The organism is Natronomonas halophila (assembly GCF_013391085.1).
Taxonomy (GTDB): Archaea; Halobacteriota; Halobacteria; order Halobacteriales; family Haloarculaceae; genus Natronomonas; species Natronomonas halophila.
This window is the reverse complement of sequence record NZ_CP058334.1, coordinates 2,625,371-2,648,564: the sequence shown is the minus strand read 5'-3', so window position 1 is coordinate 2,648,564 and position 23,194 is coordinate 2,625,371. Positions and strand designations below refer to the sequence as shown.

The 23,194-nt window shown below is 64.0% G+C and carries 21 protein-coding genes and 1 tRNA gene; 10 read left to right on the top strand and 12 right to left on the bottom strand.

Going from position 1 to position 23,194, the window contains the following annotated elements; translation table 11 throughout:
- Positions 1-86: 86 nt before the first annotated feature.
- Positions 87-968, bottom strand: coding sequence for a hypothetical protein (locus HWV23_RS14095; protein WP_178291027.1), 882 nt, complete (start codon positions 966-968; stop codon positions 87-89).
- Between the two features lie 111 nt (positions 969-1,079).
- On the opposite strand from HWV23_RS14095, the gene HWV23_RS14090 reads away from it, so the two are divergent.
- From HWV23_RS14090 to HWV23_RS14070, 5 genes are all read left to right on the top strand, one after another.
- On the top strand, positions 1,080-1,457 hold the full coding sequence (locus tag HWV23_RS14090) for a winged helix-turn-helix domain-containing protein (RefSeq protein ID WP_178291026.1): 378 nt from the start codon (positions 1,080-1,082) through the stop codon (positions 1,455-1,457).
- A 2-nt stretch (positions 1,458-1,459) separates the two neighbouring features.
- Positions 1,460-1,753 carry a DUF7521 family protein gene (locus tag HWV23_RS14085; RefSeq protein WP_178291025.1) on the top strand — a complete coding sequence of 98 codons (294 nt, stop codon included), beginning with the start codon at positions 1,460-1,462 and terminating at the stop codon, positions 1,751-1,753.
- A 109-nt stretch (positions 1,754-1,862) separates the two neighbouring features.
- Positions 1,863-3,008 carry a multicopper oxidase domain-containing protein gene (locus HWV23_RS14080; protein ID WP_178291024.1) on the top strand — a complete coding sequence of 382 codons (1,146 nt, stop codon included), beginning with the start codon at positions 1,863-1,865 and terminating at the stop codon, positions 3,006-3,008.
- Between the two features lie 160 nt (positions 3,009-3,168).
- A complete protein-coding gene (locus HWV23_RS14075; RefSeq protein ID WP_178291023.1) occupies positions 3,169-5,934 on the top strand; it encodes a penicillin acylase family protein in 2,766 nt (921 codons plus the stop codon).
- Positions 5,935-6,032: 98 nt separating this feature from the next.
- Entirely contained in the window at positions 6,033-7,694 is a 1,662-nt protein-coding gene (locus HWV23_RS14070; protein WP_246282693.1) for a flavin-containing monooxygenase, read from the top strand.
- Positions 7,695-7,712: 18 nt separating this feature from the next.
- Here the strand turns inward: HWV23_RS14070 and HWV23_RS14065 are convergent, their stop codons facing one another.
- Positions 7,713-8,774, bottom strand: a complete 1,062-nt coding sequence (locus HWV23_RS14065) for an anthranilate phosphoribosyltransferase (RefSeq protein WP_178291022.1) — start codon at positions 8,772-8,774, stop codon at positions 7,713-7,715.
- A 140-nt stretch (positions 8,775-8,914) separates the two neighbouring features.
- On the opposite strand from HWV23_RS14065, the gene ahbB reads away from it, so the two are divergent.
- Complete coding sequence (gene ahbB / locus HWV23_RS14060) at positions 8,915-9,964, top strand: siroheme decarboxylase subunit beta (RefSeq protein ID WP_178291021.1); 1,050 nt, start codon at positions 8,915-8,917, stop codon at positions 9,962-9,964.
- Between the two features lie 89 nt (positions 9,965-10,053).
- Here the strand turns inward: ahbB and HWV23_RS14055 are convergent, their stop codons facing one another.
- From HWV23_RS14055 to HWV23_RS14045, 3 genes are all read right to left on the bottom strand, one after another.
- Complete coding sequence (locus HWV23_RS14055; protein WP_178291020.1) at positions 10,054-10,314, bottom strand: DUF8006 family protein; 261 nt, start codon at positions 10,312-10,314, stop codon at positions 10,054-10,056.
- Positions 10,315-10,427: 113 nt separating this feature from the next.
- Entirely contained in the window at positions 10,428-10,676 is a 249-nt protein-coding gene (locus HWV23_RS14050; RefSeq protein ID WP_246282692.1) for a DUF7996 family protein, read from the bottom strand.
- A gap of 71 nt (positions 10,677-10,747) precedes the next feature.
- Positions 10,748-11,338 (bottom strand): GNAT family N-acetyltransferase, encoded by a 591-nt coding sequence (locus HWV23_RS14045; protein ID WP_178291019.1) that lies wholly within the window; start codon positions 11,336-11,338, stop codon positions 10,748-10,750.
- 395 nt (positions 11,339-11,733) lie between these two features.
- Here HWV23_RS14045 and HWV23_RS14040 point away from each other — a divergent pair, with 395 nt between their 5' ends.
- The 3 genes from HWV23_RS14040 to HWV23_RS14030 all read left to right on the top strand — a co-directional run bounded on the left by HWV23_RS14040 (position 11,734) and on the right by HWV23_RS14030 (position 14,286).
- Positions 11,734-12,465, top strand: coding sequence for a GNAT family N-acetyltransferase (locus HWV23_RS14040; protein WP_178291018.1), 732 nt, complete (start codon positions 11,734-11,736; stop codon positions 12,463-12,465).
- A gap of 318 nt (positions 12,466-12,783) precedes the next feature.
- Positions 12,784-13,809, top strand: a complete 1,026-nt coding sequence (locus HWV23_RS14035; protein WP_178291017.1) for a tyrosine-type recombinase/integrase — start codon at positions 12,784-12,786, stop codon at positions 13,807-13,809.
- Between the two features lie 45 nt (positions 13,810-13,854).
- Positions 13,855-14,286, top strand: a complete 432-nt coding sequence (locus HWV23_RS14030) for a hypothetical protein (RefSeq protein WP_178291016.1) — start codon at positions 13,855-13,857, stop codon at positions 14,284-14,286.
- Positions 14,287-14,472: 186 nt separating this feature from the next.
- Here HWV23_RS14030 and HWV23_RS14025 read toward each other — a convergent pair.
- Together HWV23_RS14025 and HWV23_RS14020 are read right to left on the bottom strand one after the other, a co-directional pair.
- Positions 14,473-14,547, bottom strand: a tRNA-Ile gene (locus tag HWV23_RS14025).
- An 80-nt stretch (positions 14,548-14,627) separates the two neighbouring features.
- Positions 14,628-15,230 (bottom strand): FxsA family protein, encoded by a 603-nt coding sequence (locus tag HWV23_RS14020; RefSeq protein ID WP_178291015.1) that lies wholly within the window; start codon positions 15,228-15,230, stop codon positions 14,628-14,630.
- Positions 15,231-15,724: 494 nt separating this feature from the next.
- On the opposite strand from HWV23_RS14020, the gene gpmI reads away from it, so the two are divergent.
- Positions 15,725-17,239, top strand: a complete 1,515-nt coding sequence (gpmI, locus tag HWV23_RS14015; RefSeq protein WP_178291014.1) for a 2,3-bisphosphoglycerate-independent phosphoglycerate mutase — start codon at positions 15,725-15,727, stop codon at positions 17,237-17,239.
- Here the strand turns inward: gpmI and nadC are convergent, their stop codons facing one another.
- From nadC to HWV23_RS13990, 5 genes are all read right to left on the bottom strand, one after another.
- A complete protein-coding gene (nadC, locus tag HWV23_RS14010) occupies positions 17,240-18,052 on the bottom strand; it encodes a carboxylating nicotinate-nucleotide diphosphorylase (RefSeq protein ID WP_178291677.1) in 813 nt (270 codons plus the stop codon).
- Positions 18,045-19,553: an L-aspartate oxidase gene (locus HWV23_RS14005; protein ID WP_178291013.1), complete on the bottom strand. Its 1,509-nt coding sequence runs from the start codon at positions 19,551-19,553 to the stop codon at positions 18,045-18,047. The genes nadC and HWV23_RS14005 overlap by 8 nt, the downstream gene beginning before the upstream one ends.
- Positions 19,554-19,555: 2 nt before the next feature.
- Positions 19,556-20,692, bottom strand: coding sequence for a quinolinate synthase NadA (nadA, locus tag HWV23_RS14000; protein WP_178291012.1), 1,137 nt, complete (start codon positions 20,690-20,692; stop codon positions 19,556-19,558).
- A 200-nt stretch (positions 20,693-20,892) separates the two neighbouring features.
- Complete coding sequence (locus HWV23_RS13995) at positions 20,893-21,300, bottom strand: DoxX family protein (protein WP_178291011.1); 408 nt, start codon at positions 21,298-21,300, stop codon at positions 20,893-20,895.
- A 54-nt stretch (positions 21,301-21,354) separates the two neighbouring features.
- Positions 21,355-23,193, bottom strand: a complete 1,839-nt coding sequence (locus tag HWV23_RS13990; protein ID WP_178291010.1) for a rhomboid family intramembrane serine protease — start codon at positions 23,191-23,193, stop codon at positions 21,355-21,357.
- Position 23,194 lies beyond the last annotated feature (1 nt).

Sequence of the window (23,194 nt, the reverse complement as noted above, 5' to 3'; positions counted from 1 at the left end):
TCAAACTCTCTAGGAAGTTCAAACGCAAGTACAAGTCGGAGTACGAGCGCATGGGTCGTGCAGAATACGACTCGGATTCATAACGGTCAACTCGTCGCTCTAAAACCCTCTTTTCGTTCCCTCGCGTGATTTAAAACCGTTCGTAAGTGCGAAATGTCGGTCTGAGTCTGGTGTCTGTGCTCTTCGCCGCACAGTTCCGCTCTGAAATATCGATGCCAGAGCGTGTAATGCTCGTCTCGCTTCCAGAGGGTATCGAACTGAACGTTAGCCTGAAGATGCCGGATTAGCTTTGACTGCAAAACGTACCACTCCACTTCCTCGCTGATCGAAAGTTCAACCTCACATGAGCTTTCGGCAACGAGAATCTGTAGTGTGTTCATCCCGGTTCGATGGTTGGCGTCAGGAAAGAGATGGATGCCAGCCACCGCTCGCATCCAGTGTGCACACTGCTTCGGTAACGGGTCGTGTGTCGGGAATTCACGCATTAACCGGCTGAGTCTACTATTCTTGATGTTCCAGATTCGCCTCTGCGTTAGTTGTCTGTCGTTTCGAACTAGCCCGTACTGATCATCCCCAGCGTACTCGTCGTAGTTGATTTGCTTGATGGTGGGTGGGTCGAGAATGCTGAAGTCAGTGATTCGCCATTTCTCATCCGGGAGCGAGTACATCGGAAACGATTGTAAATCGAACATTCCCTGATCGGTCATTCGTTCCGGCGCTTCGGGGAGCGATTCGAGTCCGAGGTCCGTGATAGCGTACACCTCATGGGCTTTTTCTCGGAGGAGGCCGGCCCTCGATAGGTCACGGCACTGAAGCCGGATGACGTTTTCACGGTGTCGACTCCCGAACAATTGTCTCGGGGAGACACACGACTGACCAGCGGCCCGTTCTAGAATGTGACGGTCAGTAATATACGCTTGCTCGTCAGGGGAGATAGAGTCCCGGTAGGAAGGGACGGCCCGAGTCATACCACCCGAAACGCCATCGGGTGATAAAATAGTAGTGTCACATAGGGATCGAAACCCCAGCATCCCGCCGCGAGCGACAGTATTTATATCGGGGGCCGGAAAGCGCCGGGTATGGTCCGGGACCCGCTGGCGAACGACGAGGACCCCGGCCTCGAAGCGGTCGTCACTGCCCTGGAGGACGACGACTGTCGCGCCATCATCGGGGAACTGGACGAACCACGGACGGCCCGGGAGTTGGTCGACCGCTGTGATATCCCCCGGTCGACGCTCTACCGGAAACTCGACCAGTTGGCGGAGGCGACGCTCCTCCGGGAGGGCACCGAAATCCGGCAGGACGGCAGCCACGCCAACCGCTACGAAGTCGACTTCGAGGATGTCGTCATCACCTGCGATGAGGACCGCAACCTCGGGGTCGAAATCGAACGCCCCGCCCGCCGGGCCGAGGAACGCCTCGCCGACATGTGGTCGGAAGTCAGAAAGGAGCTCTAACCATGGTCCATACGACAGTCAACGCCGAAGTACAGCTCGCAGTCGCCATCGTGAAGACGCTCATCCTCGTGGTCGGTGGATCGGTGACCTACTTCGCCTACAGCGCCTACCGACGCACGCGCGACGAATCCCTCCGGCTGCTATCGGCCGGCTTCGCCCTCATCGTCGTCGGCGTCCTGCTCGGCGGCTTCACGTTCGAAATCCTGATGGTCGATATCGGCGTCGGCGTCCTCGTCGAGAGCCTCTTCGTCCTCGCGGGCCTGTCGATTATCGCCTACTCGCTTCGCGTTCAGTAGGCCGTGCTTTCTTCGGCTCGTTCTTCCGTCTCACCTGCTGCCGGCCGTGTCTCAATCGGTGGGATTCGCCCGACGGGGTTTATCCATGGCACTCGGAGGACCAACTGTAATGACCGACAACATCGGCGCACCCGGTTCGAAGTTCTCTCGGCGCGATTTCGTGAAGGCGACTGGCACCGTCGGCGCGGCAGGTATGGCCGGCTGTACCGCCGGCCGACAGCGACAGACCGAACAACCACAGCAAGCCCAACAGGCCCAGCAGGCGGCAAAACTGCCGCTGGCCGGCGCCCCGCAGGTCGTCGACGTGACCGAACAGAACAACCAGGTCACCCTCCGCTCGGTCACCTCCCGGATGGCGGCCCACCCCGGCGACGCGATGGGCGGGCCCGTCGAACTTCCCCGAGTGTGGGCCTTCCAAGCCGACGACCGCACCCCGAGCGTTCCCGGCCCCGTCATCCGGACGAAGGAAGGCGAGGACATCGAGGTGACGCTGGACAACACCGACGCCTCGATGCCGCACACCCTCCACTTCCACGGCGTCCGCAAGACGTGGGAAAACGACGGCGTGCCGACGACGACGGGCATCACCGTCAACCCCGGCGAGAAACACACCTACACGATTCCCGCGAACGTGCCGGGGACCCACCTCTACCACTGTCACTACCAGACCCACCGACACATCGACATGGGCATGTACGGCATCTTCCGGGTCGACCCCGAGGGCTACGAGCCGGCCGACCAGGAACTGTTCATGACGCTGAAGGACTGGGACTCCCGGCTCAACCGACAGATCGCCGGCGAGGACGTCGCCTACAGTCCCCGCAATCGCAACCCCGACGTCTTCACCATCAACGGCCGGTCGGCACCCCGGACGCTCCACCCCGAGGACGGCTCCCCTATCATCGTCTCGCAGGGTGATACCGTCCGGCTGCACCTCGCGAACAACGGCTACATGGACCACCCGATGCACACCCACAACCACCGGTTCCGGCTCGTCGAGAAGGACGGCTCGCAGGTGCCCGAGGCCGCCCAGTACGAGCAGGACATCGTCAACCTCGCGCCCGCCGAACGGAAGACCATCGAGTTCGATGCCGACGCCGACCCCGGCATCTACCTCATGCACTGCCACAAGGTCAACCACGCGATGAACGGCAACAGCTACCCCGGCGGCATGGTCGGCGGCATCGTCTACGAGGAGGTCATGGATTCGGACATCTTCGCGAAACTGATGGCCGCCGCCGGCTACGAGGGCTAGACCGCCGACGAGACAGCTAGACAGTCGGACCGACTGCCGGCCACCCGGACCGCCGAACCGACCGACGACCCGTTTACGGACGTTTTTGCTGGTATTCATAAACGACCCACGATAGACGGCGATTCGACTATCGGGAGTTACGGCCAAGCACGCGTCGTTCATGGAGCGACGCACCTTCTTGCAGGGACTGGGTGGAGCCGCGGGGCTGGCCGCCGGAACGGGCGTAAGCGCCGCCGAGACCCTCACGACCGACACGACCGCCGAGCAAATCGAGATACTACGCGACGAGGCCGGCGAACCGCACATCTACGCCGACTCGGTGTACGCGCTGGGCTACGGCAACGGCTACGCACAGGCCGGCGACCGGCTCTTCCAGATGGACGCCATCCGACACATCGGCTACGGCGACAGCGCGAAGGTCCTCGGTCCGGGCCAGTTGGCCAGCGACATTCAGGTCAAACGCGACCTTTACTCCCGGGAGGAAATCGACCAGCAATGGCAGGACGCGCCGCCGACGTTCAAGACGGTCGTCCGTGGCTTCACCGACGGCGTCAACCGCCGGATGGTCGAGATGGCCGCCAACGGGACCCTGCCGGCGGAGTTCGCCGCGCTCGGGCACCCGCCGGAGCCGTGGAAGCCGCAGGACTCCGTCGCCGCCATCAACTACCTCATCGGCTTCTTCGGCGTCTCCGGCGGCGCCGAACTCTCGAACGCGAAGACCCTCTATCGGATGCAGGAGAACCTCGGGTCGTGGGACGACGCCTTCGACGCCTACGCCGACCTCAACTGGCTGGAGACGACCGACGACCACTACACCTCGCTGACCGACGAGGACCTAAACGTCGACGGCGGCGAAACGGCCCCCGACTCGTGGGAGGAGTTGCCCGACGAACAGCAGCGCTTCCTCGAAGCCGCCGACCCCGACGCCGTCGAACCGTGGGGTATCGAACTCGACCTGTCGCTCCCCGACGACGTCATCGAAGGGCGGGCGGAAGGTCAGGGTATCATGTCCGGCTTCAAGTGGGGTAGCAACGCCGTCATCGTCTCCGGTGAACTGAGCGAGAGCGGCCAGCCACTGCTCGGCGGCGGCCCGCAGATGGGCTTTTTCAAGCCCCCTATCCCCTACGAGGTGGGGCTTCACGGCGCGGGCTACGACATGAGCGGCATCGGCGTCACCGCCGCGCCCGCGATGGTCGTCGGGCGGACGAACGGTTCGGGGGAGGACGAAGACGGCCTCGCGTGGACGGTCACCTCCGGCCGCGACGACATGGTCGATACCATCGCGGTCGAACTCGACCCCGACGACAAACACCGCTACAGGTGGGAGGGCAAATGGCACGAGATGGAGACGCGACGGGAGGAACACGTCGCCTCCCCCGTCTCGCCCGCGCTGGGCGGCAGCCCCGAAACCCGCATCGTCGAACAGGAGGTCGCCTACGTCGTCGAGCAGGGCGCGGAGATGCCCGTCATCGCGTGGAATCCAGAGGCGAACGTCGCGTGGTGTCAGCGCAAAACCACGCGCAAAGAGGAGGTTCCCGGCTCCCAGTTGTGGGCCGAAACCGCCGCAGTCGGTGACCTCGACGAGTTCGAAAACAGCATCGAGGAGTTCCCCTTCACGTTCAACTTCCACGTCATCAGCGATTCGGGCGACATCGCCTACTACCACACCGGCAAGATACCGGACCGCGAGGACGGCCCCGATTACCGCTTCCCGCAGACGCCCGCGACCCATTCGTGGCGCGGCACGCAGGTCGGCCTCGGGTTGGGCACCCACGCCCGCAATCCCGACCGCGGCTACGTCGTCAACTGGAACAACGGCCCCGCGCCGGACTGGCGGGCCGGCGACAACGAACAGAACTGGGGCTCCATCCACCGCGTCGAGCAACTCGACCGCCTGCTCCGGGAGGCGGCGGGCCTCGACGCGAAGGGCAATCAGCCGCCGCAGGCCGCACAGAACCCGCTGACGGCCGACGACATCGCCGAAGTCATCCATCTGGCGGCGCTCCACGACGCCTCGGCGCACGTCTCCTCGCCGTTCCTCGCCGACGCCGCGAAGGGTAGCGACGACGAGCGGGTTCGGGAGATGGGCGAGTACCTCCAGCGGTGGGCCGACGACCACGCCGACTGGTTCGACGACGGCAACGATGAAATCCCGTACACCGACGGCGACGACCGCTACGACCAGCCCGGCCACGCCATCTACGACGAGGTGCGCTCGCGACTCCAGGAACGCGTCTTCGATATCACGACCGCGCCCGACGAGGACGGCCCGAGCATCGACTGGGAGCCACCCATCTCCCGGCACGCAGACCCGCACGGCACCGTCTGGAACGACGTGACCTTCATCGACGCGCTCCGCGGTGACACCGACTACGAGTGGTTCGACGGCCGCCGCGACGAGTTGATTCGGGAGGCGCTGTCGGAGACGGCCGAAGCCCTCGAAGCCGAGTTCGAGAGCCCCGACCCCGCCCACTGGCTCGAACCGGTCCACAAGAGCCGGTTCCGACCGCTCGGCGGCACGCAGGTCGAGACGATGGACATGCGCAACCGCGCGACGTACAATCAGGTGCTCGACGCCGACGGCTGGCAGTCCGACGACGAGGCGACGTGGCAGGCCACCGCGGGCGACGTCATCCCGCCGGGCAACAGCGGCGTAATCACCGCCGACGAACTCGTGCAGGCACAGGCCGGACAGGGCGAACCCGACCGCCTCACCAATCAACTGGAACTCTACATCAACAACGAGTACCGGCCGCACCCAGTCACACGGACGCAGGTCGAACAGGTGGCCGTCGAGACGACGACGGTCCGGACCGTCTCTCGGCCCTCGCCGCGGAGCGTCACGCCGTCGAGCGACGTCTCCCCCGAGAGCCTCTCGGGCCTGTGGGAGGGACTCGACGTGCCGGAGGAGTTCACCGACGACTAACAACGGGGAAGCGACGGGGACGGATGCACCCTATTACCTCGCTTGACAGGTAGCAAGTTTAACTGGCGATAGCCCACAGACAAGGCAGGTGAATTTCGGTGTCTGTTGACGACCAACACGAAGCCGGAGACGCGCCCGAGGTCGACGCCGTCGTCGTCGGGGCGGGCTTTTCCGGACTCTACATGCTGCATCGCCTGCGGGAACTAGGGCTGTCGGTCCGCGTCTACGAGAAGGCCGACGGCGTCGGCGGGACGTGGTACTGGAACCGGTATCCGGGCGCTCGCTGCGACAGCGAGAGCCACATCTACTGTTATTCCTTCGACGACGACCTGCTGGAGTCGTGGGAATGGAGCGAACGCTACCCCGAACAGCCGGAAATCCTCGACTACCTCAACTTCGCCGCCGACCACCTCGATTTGCGCCGCGATATCGAGTTCGAGACGGAGGTGACGGCGGCGACCTTCGACGACGGGACCGGCCTCTGGGAGGTCGAGACGGCCGACGGCCAGCGGGTGACGACGCGCTTCTTCATCAGCGCCGTTGGCTGTCTCTCCGAACCGTTCATGCCCGACTTCGACGGCCTCGACGAGTTCGCGGGCGAGTGGTATCACACGAGTCGCTGGCCCGACGGCGGCGTCGACTTCGATGGCAAGCGCGTCGGCGTCATCGGCACCGGGTCGACGGGTATCCAGACCATTCCGGAAATCGCCGAACGTGCGGGTCACCTGACCGTTTTCCAGCGGACGCCGAACTACGCGGTCCCCGCACGGAACCGCCCGCTCGAGGAGGACGAATACGAAGAGATTCGGGCGAACTACGACGACATCTGGGAGCGGGCCCGATACTCGCGTCTCGGAATGCCCTTCGATAGCGAGGAGAACTCCGCACGACGCCTCTCCGAGAAGGAGATTCACGAGATTCTGGAGAAGCGCTGGCAACAGGGCGGCTTCCGCTTTCTGCACGCCTTCGAACCCGGCCACGTCCTCTCCAACGAGGAGACGAACGAGATAATCTCGGAGTTCATCCGTTCGAAGATTCGCGAGACGGTCGACGACCCCGACACCGCCGAGATACTCGTCCCGACGGACCACCCTTACGGATCCAAGCGGCCGCCGATGGACTACAACGACTACTACGGGACCTACAACCGCGAGGACGTCAGTCTGGTCGACGTCGATTCGGCGCCGATAACCGAATTCACCGCCGACGGCATCCGGACGACCGACGACCACTACGACCTCGATATCGTCGTTTTCGCGACCGGCTTCGATGCGATGACCGGCGCCTTGCTCGCGTTCGACATCGAGGGGCGAAACGGCCACTCGCTGGAGGAAAAGTGGTCCGCGGGCCCACAGACGTATCTCGGCCTCGGTATCAATGGTTTCCCGAACCTGTTCACTATCACCGGCCCGCAGAGTCCCTCCGTGCTGACCAACATGCCGATGGCCATCGAACAGCACGTCGAGTGGATTTCCGACTGCATCGAGTACATGGACAGCGAGGGCTACAGCCACATCGAACCGACCGAGGAATCCGAATCCCAGTGGGTCTCCCAGACGAACATGCTGGCCGACCAGATGCTCTTCTCGGAGGCCGATTCGTGGTATCGCGGCGAGAACGTCCCCGACAAACCGACCGTCTTCACGCCCTTCCCCGGCGGTCTGGAGATGTACCGAGACATCTGTGAGACGGTTCGCGAGAAGGGGTACGATGGCTTCGAATTGCGGCGTGCGGCCGACGCGCCGACCGCCGAGCAGTAGTCGGCGCGAGTCGGAACCTTAGAAGTCCCGCAGTTCCTCGAGTTTCTCCGCCGCAGCACCGCTTTCGAGGGCCTCACGGGCCTGCTGGAGGCCGGCATCGATATCCTCCGCGTCCCCGCCAGCGTAGATTCGCAGGGCCGCGTTGACGGCGATAGCGTCGGCGAACTCGTCGTCGCGCTCGCCCGTCAGGACGTCCTCGGTAATCGTGGCGGAGTCGGCCGCCACGTCGTCGACGTGGAGGTCCTCTTCCTCGAAGTCCATGCCGTACTCGGGCGTCTCGATATCGAAGTCGTCCATCTCCTCGCCCTCGTTCCAGACGGCCACCTTCGTCGACCCGGGGCGGACGTCGTCGTAGCCCTCCATCCCCTGGAACATGACGACGCGGTCGACCGTCGCCGTTTCGGCCTCTTGGAAGGTGTCGATGATGCGCTTGGCGTAGGGGAGATGGTAGAAGGAGCCGAGATGCGTCGAGGCCTCGGCGGGGTTCGCCAGCGTCTCGATGGTGTTGATGAAGGTTCGAACGCCCATCTCCTCGCGGCGGTCCTCGAGCGCGTCGACCTCGGGGGCGAAGTTCGGCTGGTAGTAGAACCCGAAGCCGACCTCGTCGGTCATATCGGCCGATTCCTCGGACGAGAGGTCAGTGCGAACGCCCAACTCGTCGAGGACGTGCTTGTAGGCGTCCTGCTTCTGGGTCGGCACGCGGTCCCCGGAGTGAGCGACGACGGGCGTTCCTGCGGCGGCGGCGACCAGTCCGGCGCCGACGCCGAAGATAGCGCTGCGGCCCTTGCCGTCGTAGTTGGCGCCGCAGTCGACGGGGTCGCAGTCGGGGGCGGCGTGGTCGACGCCCTCGGCCATCACGTCGACGAACGCGCCCAGCTCCTCGGGCGTGTTGCGCTTCCAGCGGTTGGCCAGCAGGAAGGCACCCAGCGTCGTCGGGTCGGGTTCGTCGTCCAGAATGCGCTGGAAAGCCTCTTCGGCCTGCTCGCGGGTCATGTCGTCGGCCGATTTGTGCCCGGAACCGACGACTTCGGTCATCAGCCGCTTGAGGGGCCACTCGCCGTAGGATTGCTCTACTGCCATACTCGGTTCTCAGGGTCGCTCCGACAAAAATCGCTCCGTTCCGGAACGACAGATGGGAGGCCGCGTCGATAGACGAACGTTCACCGGCGACGGCCGCCGAAACCGACGAATCCTAATCCCCCGCTTCCGTAGAGTGGGCAATGAGTTCGCCCGCGGCCGACGGCGACGACTGGCGCGCCGGCCTCGACGACGTCGACGCCGCCCTCATCGACGGCTATCAGTCCGGCTTCCCCATCGAGGAGCGGCCGTTCCGACGCGTCGCCGAGGACCTCGGCATCACCGAACCCGAGGCGCTCCGGCGCGTCGAGCGACTGCGCGAGGAGGGCATCTTCCGCCGGTTCGGCCCCGTCCTCAATCCGCCCGTCATCGGTGCCTCGACGCTGGCCGCGGTCAGCGCCCCCGAGGAGCGCTTCGAGGAAGTAGCCGAGGTCATCAACTCCTACCAGCAGGTCAACCACAACTACCGGCGGGACCACGAGTGGAACATGTGGTTCGTCGTCACTGCCGGGTCGCTGGAGACGCGCGACGAGATTATAGCTGATATCGAGGCCCGGACCGGCTGTGAGGTGCTGAACCTCCCGATGCTGACCGACTTCTACATCGACCTCGAATTTCCGGTGGTCAATACGGACCGGTTCGCCCGCGAGTCGCTGGCCGAAACCGAGGTGGAGGCAACCCGCATCTCCGAGACGGCCGCCGCGGACCTCTCGGCGCTCGACAAGGCGCTCCTGCTGGAGATTCAGGACGGCTTCCCTCTCTCGGAGACGCCGTACCGTGATGTCGCTGCGGCCGTCGACGCCCCTGTCGAGGACGTGCTGGCGGCCATCGAACGGCTTCAGGCCGACGGCTGTATCAAGCGCATCGGCTGTGTCGTCAACCACGTCGTCACGGGTTTCGACGCCAACTGCATGGTCGTCTGGGACGTGCCCGACGAACACCTCGACGAGTGGGGCGAGGTCGTCGGTAAACTCCCCTATGTGACGCTGTGCTACCACCGACCGCGACGGCCCGAACAGGGGTGGCCGTACAACCTCTTTACCATGATTCACGGCCGCGATGCGGAGGCCGTCGCCGCGAAAATCGACGAACTGGCCGACGAGTACCTGCCCGTCGGCCACGAACGGCTCTACTCGACGGCGACGCTGAAACAGACGGGCGCGCGCTACGAGGAAATCGTCGCCGACGAGTAGCGGCACACGGACGGTGGGAGAGAGACGGCAGGGGAGAAGGCAGGAACGCTACGGGGACGACAGCGGTCGGCGGGGGAGTTGGACGGGGATTACTCCTTGGCTGAAATAGCGATGACGGGCCCGATAACGGCGAGGCCGATACCGAGATAGAGGAACGTGGTCGGCATCATCGTACTCGGTGTGACGATGAAAAGCAGGCCGAACAGGGCGAACTGAATGCCGAGGACCTTGACCGAGCGGTTGACGGCGAAGCCGGCGCCGACCGCGCCGATGAACGCGAGCAACAGCGCGTGACCGACGTGATAGTTCATCAGGAAGTCGTCGATTAGCTGCAGGGGGAGCTCGAACATCCTTGTCGGGTATCGCGTTGTTTCGCTCTTAATTCTTGCGAGGCCAGTTTCACGCCTTCAAGAGATGTGAGTTATCAGACGAGCGAGACTGGCACGGGCAGTTCACTTCTTGCTTAACGCTCGCGGTCCAGCCCCTCGGTCGGCCCCGTCAGTTCGATATCGCGGAGCCAGACCATCCAGACGACGAAAAGCGCCGTGGTATAGCAGAAGCCCCACACCAGCGTGCCGAGGAGGTCAAAGCCCGCGCTGGTCAGCAGGTAGTCGGCGATTCCCGCGACGGAGACGGTCCCGACGAGCAACAGGGCACCCGCCGCCCAGCCCGGCAGTCTCGACCCCTCGGCATCGGCGTTCGAAAGCGGCATACTCCACATAGAACGTCCAGCGGTTCAGGGCTTCCGGTTCGCGCCGGTCCGACGCGTGGGCACGTCCCGCCTCACTCCGCGCCGGCCGATACATCCGCGAGGATGGTATCCAGCCACGCGGCGTCGCGGCACGCCGAGAAGGGCGTCGGGTCCGTCGGGTTCTCGGGGCGGCCCTCCCCGAGCGCGCGCTCGAACCACGCGACATCGTGCCACTCACCGAGTTTGTAGCCCGATTCGGGGAGGAAGGCCGTCCGCTCGAAGCCCAGTTCCTCGTGGAAGGCGACGCTTTCGGGGTTCGGCAGGGTAACGACGCCGTAGGCGCTCTGAAAGCCCTGCTGTTCGAGCGTCGACAGCAGCGCGCGATAGAGCGCCGACCCGACGCCGGTGCGCCGACGCTCGCGGTCGACGTACACCGAGAGTTCGACGACCCAGCGGTAGGCCGCGCGCTTTCGGAGTTTGCCGCCGTAGGCGTAGCCGACCACCTCGCCGTCGCGCTCGGCGACGAACCACGGATACGTCTCGACGGTGTCGGCGATGCGGTCCGCAATCGTCTCGGCGTCCGGCGGCGTCTCCTCGAAGGTAATCGCCGTCTCCTCGACGTAGGGGCGATAGATGGACGCGATGGCCTCGGCGTCCGACCGGGTGGCGATACGGAGGTCCATATCGGACCCGAGCGACGCGGCGGCAAAGCCGTGACGGAGTCGGACGGGGGACTCGATGGACCCCTGAGAGCAGCAGCGCGGGTTGGTTCGAAGGTGCCGTCAGGTCGGTCTGGGCAACTTTTATTAGCCGATGCACAAACGCGCCGATACCGCGGACGCACGAATAGGCGGTGCGCTCGCGGTGAATACGCACGCGGCCGGTCAGGGCTGTCGCCGACGCAACGGTCGCGGGCCGGGTCGTTCCCGGCATCTCACCTCACACCTCGGGCAGCCGGCGTTTCCGCCGGCCCCACCGTTTTCGGCTAATCGTCGACCGACTGTCGAAGCCCCATTTCTCCCGGCGAATCGTTCGCGCGCAACAAGACCTAAAGGGGGTTCGCCTCTTGTGACCAACCATGGAAACGAGCGAACGGCCGACGTTCGAATCGGAGGCCGGCGAGGAAATCTATCGGTACGTCGAACGGCACGGGACGGCCGCCCGCCACCGCGTCCGCGAGGTGACGTCGCTGGACCCCGACGAGTTTCAGGACGCCCTCGAACGGCTGAAGAGTCGCGGCTACCTCGAAGACGACGGCGGCACGCTGGAAGTCGCACTCGATGTCGGCTCCGTGGAGGCCTACGACGCCGACGACTTCGAGTACGTCATTCGCCCCGCCCAGCAGTCGGATTTCGAGGGCCTCGTCGACGCGATTCGGGACGTCACCGCCGAGGATACCTACATCGTCGCCGAATCCATCGCCGAACAACTGCTCTACGAGGATACGGTCACCCGGCACAACAAGGTCGAATCCCGCGTCTTCTTCGTCGCGGCGGTCGACGGCGAGGTGGTCGGCTGGTCGCATCTCGATTTGCCCCAACTCGACAAACTCCAGAGTACCGCCCAGTTGACCGTCGGCGTCAAAAGCGACTATCAGGACCACGGAATCGGCACCAAACTCATGGAACGGGCCCTCGACTGGGCCGAAGCCAACGGCTATCGGAAAGTCTACAACAGCGTGCCGACCACCAACGACGAAGCCGTCGCGTTCCTGGAATCACGCGGCTGGGACACCGAAGGCATCCGCAAGGACCACTACAGCATCGGCGACGAATACGTCGACGAAGTGATGCTCGCCTACACGTTCTGACGGAACGGGCGACGGCGTTGCGAGATTGATTTTACGCGGACGATATCAAACGGTGCTCGGAGCCACCGCTATGGAAAATTGGAACAGCGAAAGTGATACGCTGACGGGAGTTCAGCCCACTATGCCCGACGGCCAAAGACCGTTCGGACCGGGAGTGGGCCAACTCGGATTTGAAACCGAGGACGAGGGATAGAAGGCTTGAACTGCCCGAATACAAGACTCTCCCTCTACCGCACATATGGTTATCTGCCGACGCTCATCGGAACGTATTGGCCTGGGGCCAGCCCCCCACGTCCTGTGATTACAGGAAGAAAACCGATGACCAACAAAAACAACCTGGAACCGATTCGTCCAGCTGAAGCTAAGGAGATGTATCTTTCCCAGCGGGAAAGCGAGGTATCAACAAATACGATTCAAGCACACCACTACCGGCTCAAACACTTCATTCATTGGTGCGAAGAGGTCGAGGAGATAGAGAATTTGAACGGGCTGTCGGGACGCGACTTACAGCGATACAAGATGTGGCGTCGGGACGATGGTGATCTTAATAACGTCACGCTCGTCACTCAGCTCTCTACCCTTCGGGTATTCATCAACTGGTGTGCAAACATCGACGCCGTAGAGGAGGGACTACACGACAAGATACTGCTTCCCTCACTCTCGAAGACGGAAGACCGGCGTGACGCGATGCTCGATTCGGAGGCTGCGGAACAATTGATAGACTATCTCCGACAATTCGAGTTCGGAACTCGCACCCACGCCCTTGTGGAAGTACTTTGGCTCACAGGAATGCGAATCGGTGCGGCTCATAGCATCGACCTCGCAGACTACAATCCCGAAGACCAGACAATCGAGTTGCACCACCGTCCTGAGTCAGATACTCGGCTGAAAAACAAGGAAGACGGGGAACGAGTCGTCACGTTGAACGCTGAAGTTTGTGATGCGCTGGATGCCTACCTCCAGTATCATCGCATCGAGGCCGAGGATAATTCTGGTCGAAAGCCGTTGTTCACCACTTCCGAAGGACGACCCGCGAAGACTTCCTTACGGGATAGCATCTACCGAATCAGTCGTCCTTGTATCTATACCGGAGATTGCCCGCATGGACGACAGAAGGCGACGTGTGAGGCGATGGAGACGAATAAAGCCAGTAAGTGCCCGTCAAGTGTGAGTCCCCACGCCATTCGGCGTGGTTCAATCACGCACCATCTCTCCGAGGATGTTCCCGAGAAAATCGTTGGTGATCGGATGAACGTGAGCCTCGATGTGCTTGAAAAGCACTACGACCGACGAACTGAAGAGGAGAAGGCAGAACAGCGTAGAGATTACTTAGATGATATATAATTATAACCTAAACAATTATTAAACTAAGGAGATATATCCGCGTCTATGAGTGAAGATGAGGAGACGGGCCAACGTGAGGAGCCTTCGGACTGGTGGAAGAATCAGACGAAGATGATGACAATGGGTCGCGTCCCTTCTGAGGATGATGCTCCGACCGATGTTGAAAATGAGGCGGATTATTGGCGCGGTCGTTATAAGGAATCTGAGAAGACGATTATGGCATTACAGAAACAATTGAAAGACCTCCAATTCCATCAAAGTTCAGCGCTAATGAGCGAAGATACGACCGCAGAGGACTTGCTCACTCGGATTTGGAATCGGGGAATCGAAGCTATTGGGGCCTTCGCTTTTATTCTCTTTCTGCTCCAAGTTGCAGAATTAGGGATTAGAAGCCTGACACTATTAGGCCAAGTGGCTGGCGCTGTTACCTTCGTAGCGGTATATGAGGCCTATGTCCGTCCACAGCTAAACAAATAACTCTGCAAATTGGCTTTTTAGCAGTTCAACTAATCAAACCCGAAGACGTTGTAGGGGCGCGTGGATTTCTCGGTTCAACTCACCGACTACAGAAGCATCTTATCAAAAGTTGAAGCAACGAAAGTTGGGCGCTGACGGGAGTTCAGCCCACTATGCGGGACAGCCAAAGGCCGCCCACGCCGGGAGTGGGCCAACTCGGATTTGAACCGAGGACCTCCCGGTTATCAGCCGAGCGCTCATACCTAGCTGAGCTATTGGCCCTAGGTCAGCGCAGTTCATCGTAATGCGGACACTTGTTTAAACGTTTCTTTTCGGTCGTCCTTCGGCGCGCCGTCCCACGGTTACGGTTCGCGCGGGTCCTCGTCGTCCGACTCCTCGTCGAACCGGACGTCGGTGAACCCGTCATCCGACCCAGTATCGTCGTCCGCGTCGCTGAATTCGTACGCGTCGTCGTCCATATCGACCGCGCCGCCGTCGCCCTGTTTGAAGAACTCCTCGCCGCGTGGGTCGCTATCGCCACCGTCGTTCGGGAAGCCGCCCATATAGACGTTCCCCGTGGCGAATCCACCGGTTTTGGCGTCGACGTAGGGCGTGACGACGTACTTCTTGACGGCGACGCGAATCGGGTAGCGGGTCGGCGGCAGCACGAACAGCAGGCCGACGAGGTCCGTCACGAGGCCGGGGGTGAGCATCAGCGCACCGGCGATGAGAAGCAGGGCTCCGTCCAGCAGTTCGTTCGTCGGCGGGGACCCTTCGGCGACTTTCGCCTGCAAGCGCCCGAGCGTGTGGCGCCCCTCCGCTCGAACCAACAGCAGGCCGATGAAGGCAGTCAACACGACCAGCGCCACGGTCACCGCCGGTCCGAGACGCGTCGCCAACACGACCAGCAGCATGACGTCCAGCAGCGGCACGAGCAGCAGGACGCCGATGACCCGCAAGTCCATGCCAGTCAGTATCGGCGGCCGCGGGAAAACGTTTCCGAGACACCCCGCCACTATGATTTTGAATCGACTTTTCTCTCGATTATTTATAAACCGAGCGTGGCGACTGCGTGACCGCAAACAGCCGGAAAGCCCTCGGCGCGCTGGCCGACCGCCGCGAACGCGTTCGTGAGCGGCGGTCAGGCCAGCCAGCGCGCGAGGGACGACCGAAGCCGAGCGGTAGCGAGGCTGAGAGAGTCGGCTGGGGAGGCTTGTGGCGCGGTTGCCGTACCTGGTGGAATCGAAGGGCGAGGGCGGGTACGGGAAGCACGACCCCGCAAGCACCGTAGGAGCGAACGAAGTAAGCGACGAGGCGCGCAGCGTGGGGCGCGCGACCGTAGCCGGCCGAGGGCTTCGGAGGCGGTTGTGGTCCCTTTTGAATAGTGGTTATTGAGTAACGAATCCTCTCCACCTAGACACCGACACGGCCTTGTGCGGGGACGGGCTCCCTTTAGATAATGAGAGCAGCGCTGGTCATTCTCGACGGGTGGGGCCTCGGAGACGGCGACGAATCCGACGCCGTCGCCGCCGCCGAGACGCCGACCTTCGACCGCTTGCGCGAGACGGGCGCCTTCGGAACGCTCGAAACCCACGGCCGGCGGGTCGGACTGCCGGAAGGACAGATGGGCAACAGCGAAGTCGGCCACTTAAATATCGGCTCGGGCCGCGTCGTCAAGCAGGAATCGACCCGCATCACCGACGACATCGCCGCCGACGCCTTCGCGGACAACGAGGCCATCAGCGGCGCCCTACAGCACGCCGACGACAACGACGGCCGCGTCCACTTCATGGGGCTGGTCAGCGACGGCGGCGTCCACTCCCATCAGGAACACCTCCACGCGCTCATCGAACTCGCCGCCGAGCAGGGCGTCGACGCGGTCACCCACGCCTTCACCGACGGCCGCGATACGGCACCGAAAGGCGGCGCAGGCTACCTCTCGGAACTGGCGTCCGTCGTCGACGAGGCCGGGACGGGTGACGTCGCGACGGTCTGTGGCCGCTACTACGCGATGGACCGCGACCAGAACTGGGAGCGGACGAAGCGCGCCTACGACGCCATCGTCAATCGCGAGGCGCCACACGAAGCCGACTCGGCCGTCGAAGCCGTCGAAGCCTCCTACGAGCGCGGCGACACCGACGAATACGTCGAACCGACGCTCGTTGCCGACCGGCCGGCACTCGAAGACAGCGATTCGGTCGTCTTCTTCAACTTCCGTGCGGACCGCGCGCGCCAACTCGTGCGGATGCTCGCGGACATCGACCCCGTCTGGGAGTTCGACACCTCACCGCCGGAAATCGAACTCGTGACGATGACGGAGTACGACAAGACGTTTGACCTGCCCGTCGCCTACCCGCCGCTGGAGCCAGAAAACACCCTGGGCGAAGTCCTCGCGGCGGAGAATCTCACCCAGTTGCGGATGGCCGAATCCGAGAAATACGCCCACGTCACCTACTTCCTCAACGGCGGCCGCGAGGTGGAATTCGACGGCGAGCATCGCGAAATCGTCGACAGCCCGGACGTGGCGACCTACGACAAACAGCCGGCGATGTCCGCCGAGGAACTCACCGACACCGCCATCGGCCGTATCGAGAGCCACGACCCCGACGTGCTCGTGCTCAATTACGCCAACCCCGACATGGTCGGCCACACGGGCGATTTCGAGGCGGCCAAGGCAGCCGTCGAGGCCGTCGACGCACAACTCGCGCGGCTCGAAACGGCCGTCCGAGACGCGGGCGGCCACCTGCTCGTGACCGCCGACCACGGCAACGCCGACGACATGGGTACAGCGGAGGACCCGCACACGGCCCACACCACCAATCCCGTCCCGTTCATCTACGTTGCCTCCGACGGCAGCGACGGCGACCAGCGGGTCCGAGAAGGTGGAACTCTCGCTGATATCGCACCGACACTACTATCGCTCATCGACGTCGAGAAACCCGGGGCGATGACTGGCGAAAGCCTGCTCGAATAATCACTCGGCGCCGGTCCGGAAGGAGTAATCCAGCGTCGGCGCGCTGTGGGTCAAACTACCCATCGAGATGACGTCGACACCCGTCGCCGCGTAGTCGGGAATGTCCTCAACAGTAATCCCACCGCTTGCTTCGGCAAGCGTCTCCTCCGGAAGTGTCGCGACGGCCCGCTCGACTTCTGCCGGCGTCATGTTATCTAGAAGGACGATATCGGCGCCGGCCTCGGCGGCATCGACCGCTCGCTCGGGCCGTTCGACTTCGACCTCGATTTTCGTCGCGAAGGACGCCCGCTCGCGGAACCGCGCGACGGCCGCCTCCATCCCCATCTCGGCGACGTGGTTGTCTTTGACCATCACCATATGCGAGAGGTCAAGCCGATGAGTGTCGCCGCCGCCGGCGACGAGAGCGCGTTTCTCGACGCCGCGGAGGCCGGGTGTGGTCTTTCGAGTGCCGGCGATATCGACTGAATCCGACACCTCCCGTGCAGCATCGACGGCTCTCCGCGTCTTCGTCGCGATGCCGGAAGCGTGCCCGGCGATGTTCACCGCGACACGCTCGCCTCGGAGGACGTCGGCGGTAGGGCCGTCGACTCGAAGCACGGCGTCGCCCGCCTCGATACGCTGGCCAGCCTCGACACACTCGTCGACGTCAACGCCGAGGTAGTCGAAGACCGCTTCGGCGGCATCGAGGCCGGCGACAACGCCCGATTCCTTGGCGACGAGTCGGCCGTCCGTCTCCCCGGGTACCTCGTTCGTCACGTCGTGGTGACCCACGTCCTCCCGGAGCCAACGTTCGATCTGCGACTGCTCAATCAGCGTCAACGGTGGTCCCCTCCTCGGCGATGTGGTGACAGCCCCGCGAGGTGCCGTTCTCGGCGGCCGCACGGGTCACCAGCAGCGCGCTCACGCAGGCGCTCCGGAGTTCGTACAGCGAGCGACTCGTCCGGGTTCGGGTGTAGGCGTCGATTTCGCCCTTCAGCCGCCGGAGGACGCCCGCGGCACGCGAGAGGTCCTCCGGCGTGCGTTCGATGCCGACGAACTCGTCCAGTACCCGGCGCAGACGGACGAACTTCTCGGCCGCGAAGCTCTCCGGCAGGTCGGGATCGCTATCGAGCAACTCGGGCGCCTCGACGCGTTCGGCATCGAAGCCGGCGGCGGCCTCCCCCACCCGAAGTCCGAACACGAGCGCTTCCAGCAGGCTGGTCGAGGCCAGCCGGTTCGCGCCGTGAACACCAGTTCGGGCACACTCGCCGACCGCGAAGAGCCGGTCCAGCGAGGACCGACCCTTAGTGTCGACATCGATGCCGCCACAGAGGAAGTGCTCGGCGGGCGCGACCGGAATCCCGTCGGTGGGGTCGACGCCCCGATTCTCACATTCGGCGTGGAGGTCCGGGAACTCGCCCTCGAAATCCAGCGGCGAGACGTCCAGCGTCACTTCGCCGGTACGTTCGCGTTCGGCCTTCACCGCGCGGGCGACCACGTCACGCGGCGCGAGTTCGGCGTCCTCGTGGTAGTCGGGCATGAACCGTTCGTCGTTGGCGTTTCGGAGGAGCGCGCCCTCGCCGCGGATGGCCTCGCTGAGAAGGAAGGTGCCTTGGCCGGCATCCTCGTCCCCACCAGCGAAAGCAGTCGGATGGAACTGCACGTACTCCATGTCCTCGACGTCCGCGCCAGCGAGGGCAGACATCGCGATGCCGTCACCGGTCGCTGTCGGCGGGTTCGTTGAGCGCTGATAGCACGCACCGATACCGCCGGTCGCGAGTACCGTCGCGCCAGCATAGCAGGGCGCCCAGTCGCCGTCGCGTTCCAGCATCGCACCGTGGACTCGCCCCTCGTGAGTCAGGAGTTCGAGCGCCGCGGTGTCCTCCAGTACCTCGACGCGCTCGTGGCCCTGCAGGTGGTTCAGGAACGGTGCCAGCACGTGCTTGCCCGTCGAGGCGTCGACGTGGAGGATGCGCGCCTCGCTGTGGGCGGCTTCCTGACAGTAGTCGGGGCCATCGCCGTTTTCGTCGAAATCGACGTCAAGGGTGTCGACGAACACGTCCCGAACGGCTTCGTCGGCCTCCGAAACGAGGACGTCGACCGCTTCGGGGTCCGCAATCCCGTCGCTGGCCTCGATGATGTCCTGCTTGAACGCCTCGGGGTCGCCCCGAGAGACCGCGACGCCACCCTGCGCCCAGTACGAGGTCGAATCCTCGGGCCGGCTGGCTTTCGTCGCGAGCGTCACGTCGGCGCCCGCCCGTGCGCCGGCCAGCGCGGCCGCACAGCCCGCGACGCCGCTGCCGACGACCAGTAGGTCGGTAGTCCGTTCCTGCATGGTTAGACCTCCAGCATCCGTTCCAGCGCCAGTTCCGCGAGGTCCTTCTCGCGCGGCGCGACCTCGATGACGTTGCGTTCGTTGCCGTCGACCAGTTCCTCCAGCACCCACGTCAGGTAGTTCGGGTCGACCTGCCGCATGGCGTTACAATCCATACAGGCGTCGCCGCACAGCGGAAGGACGTTCACCTCGGGATGCCACCGCTGGAGGTGGTTAGTGAGGTGAATCTCGGTGCCGATGGCCCACGTCTCGCCGGGGTCGGCGTTTTCGACCGTCTCACAGATGGTCGAGGTCGACCCTGCCACGTCGGCGGCTTCGACGACTTCGCGGCGACACTCGGGGTGGACGATGACGTTGGCGTCGTCGTGGTCGGCGCGGATGTCCTCAACGTGCTGCTCCGTGAAGCGCTCGTGGACCTGACAGTAGCCGTCCCAGAGGATGATATCGGCGTCGGCCACCTCGTCGGCGTCCTTCGATTCGGGGTCCCACGGGTCCCATTCAGCCGTTGCGTCTTCCATATCGAGGCGGTGGGCCGTGTTCCCCCCGAGGTGTTTGTCGGGCAGGAAGAGCACCTTGTCACCGCGCTCGAAGGCGTACTCGAAGGCCTTGTGGGCGTTCGAGGAGGTACAGACGAGGCCGCCCTGTTCGGCACAGAAGGCCTTCAGGTCGGCATAGCTGTTCATGTACGTAATCGGGATGATGTTCGAGTCATCGTCCGCGGCCGCGTTGAGTTCGGCCCACGCGGCGTCGACCTGCAGCGCCTCGGCCATCCCCGCCATCGGACAGGAGGCCTCCATCGACGGCAGAATGACCGTCTGGTCGTCGTCGGTGATGATGTCGGCCGATTCGGCCATGAACGTCACGCCGCAGAAGATTACGTACTCGGCGTCGGCGTTGGCGGCCCGCTGGCTCAATTCGTAGGAATCGCCGATGAAGTCGGCGTGTTCGACGATTTCCCGGCGCTGGTAGTTGTGGCCGAGGATAATCACGTCCTCGCCCAGTTTCTCCTTGGCGGCCGCGATGCGCTCCGTTCGTTGTTCTTCGCTCAACTCCCGATACGCAGGTGGAAGTTGCTCTAGGTTGTCGTACTTGAAGAGGCTCAGGTCCGTCTCGAGGTCGACCGTCTCCATTTCGGGCATCAGTTGTGCACCTTGGGTTGTCCTAGCCCACGGACCCCATCTTTGATAAAATTTTGTCTTCAATAGGAGACAGGCGAGGAAGATATTGCCACTATAGTGATTCATAACGAAGAACGGTCGACGAGTTCTCGCAGCTATCAGCGGCGAGACACAGGCTGTTCGACAGGTAGGAACCCCGGAAAAACGGTCGCGTCAGCCGGTCAGTCGCGGCGGTACGCTTCGCGGAGGAAGACCAGCGCCGCGCCCAACATGGTGAGGTTGCCGAAGAAGGCGAGGCGTTCGCCCTCCTTGCTGTCCTCGTCGGCGTTCCAGAAGTCGTGCATCGTCGGGGTCACGACGGCGAGAAATCCGGTGACGGCGGCCGTCGACAGCCGTGGCAGTCGCCAGAACGCGACACCGAGCCCACCGAGGAACATCGACACCGAGGCCAGCGGCGCCAGCACGTCCGGTTCGGGCACGCCGGCCGATTCGGCGTACTCGATGGTTCCCTCCATATCGCGGAAGTCCTCCGACGCCTGCAGCGCGAGGCCGAGGCCGACCAGCAGGCGGCCGACCCGCCACGGCGTGTTCGACGCGTCCGCTTCGTCGGATACCGTCTCGTCAGTCATGGACCGACAAAGGCGCGGAACGCCTATAAATCGGGATGGTGATGCCGGCGTCGACTACGCGTAGGACTCCCGCTCGGCGACCTGAATCTCGGTGCCCCCGCGGGTCGCCACCAGTCGGTCGCCGTCCTCACCGGGCCGCGTCTCGAACCGGACGCCGTCGATGCGGACGCTCTCGTTGACCGGCGGCATCATGGCGGTTCCGGCCCGCTCGTCGTCGTGGAAGGCCAGTATCTCGAAGCCGTCGGGCCGAGGCGCGACCGCGACGGTTCGGTTGTCGATACGCGCGGTGGCCCGTTTCGGTTCGGTGGCGAAGGACCGAGTCGTCTCGCCGTCGACGGTCAAATCGACCGCGTAGGCGCTGTCGTTGCCGACGACGTCCCAGCCGGTTCGGTTGACCTCGATTTCCTCCCGCCAGCCGACGCCACCGACGACGATGGTGTCGTTGCCGTCGTGTTCGAGCACCGCACCGCGGGTCCCGATGGTCCACATCTCGCGGGCGTCGCTCACCATGATGACGCCGGTCTGATTGTTCGACGTCGTCTCGTTGCCCCAGTCGATGAGCGACGCCTGACCCGGCGTCGCGTTCTCGGCGTAGGTGACGTGGTAATCGCGCACGTCGACGCCGTCCGTATCGGGGGCGCTGTCGGCATCGACAGTCAGGAGACCGAGCGGAATGCTCGGCAGCGCGACCGCCAGCGTCACGACCACGACGATGACGACGCCGGCCTGTCGGCCGCTGGTCGGTCCGCCGAGCCACCGCTCCGGCAGCAGTGCGACCACCGCCGGTATCGAAAGCACCGCGAGCGGGACGAGGATTCCCGCCGCCCACCACAGCGGGTCGCCCTCGACTGCGAGACCGGCGATAGTCCCTGCACTTAAAAACGAGAGCACGCCGAGCCACACCAGCGCCAGTTGGCGCCGCGATGGAACCCACCCGAACTCCGAGAACGGCCGCGGCAACGGCTTTCGACTCCCCGCTGCGGCGACGGTGACCGCCATCGTCAGCAGCGCGACGAAGGCCACACCGGCCCCTCGATAGAGGGTGTACACCTCCCCGTCGACCCAGACGACCAGCCACAGCGTCTGCGCGATGGCTAACAGGAACGTTCCGAAGAACACCCGCTCGGCCGATGGCTGGCGGTCACGCCACCACAGCAAGGCGGCGCCGGCCACCACGCCGAGCAGGAACCCGAGCATGTGTGCCTGAAAGCCGATGCCCGCCCACGCGGGCGGCGAGGGTGCGCCGGATTCGACCGTCGCATGCACGATGGGCGTCGCAAACGCCGTATAGAGCGTTCGCAACACGCCCCCGACGACGACGGCGATGACCGTCGAAACGGGGTAGTTCACCACCGCGAACCCGGCGATGGCGAAGACGGCACCGGAGAAGCCGAGGCCCGGCCCCAGCGAGAAAAACGACGTGAGAAACGCCGCCGCGAGCAGGACGGCCGGGAAGACGACGACGGCCCGCACCCACGGATTCGCGAGGACGCCCTCGGCCGGCCGCGCGTACTCGTCGCGCCGGGAGGGCGCGTAGTGGCCCCAGGCGTACTCGGCGATGGGTGCCAGCGCCAGCGTCGCCGTCATGTTCGAGATGATATGGGCCGGGCTCCCGTGGGCGATGCCCGCCGTAAGCAGACCGGTCGGGTAGAGGTACGACCAGGTGACGAAGGGGTAGATGACCGGCGAATCCCAGTTCCGCAGTCCGCCCTGTGCGAACAGGTAGAAGGCGACGACGATGCCGACGACGACGAACGTCCCCCACGGCACACCGCGGATGAATCGGTCCGAGACCAGCGACCGCCACCGGCCTCGGCCCTCGAAATACCAGATGGAGACGAACGCGACGGCCAGCGCCACGACGAGCGCGACCTGCGTTGCCGTCGGTAACATC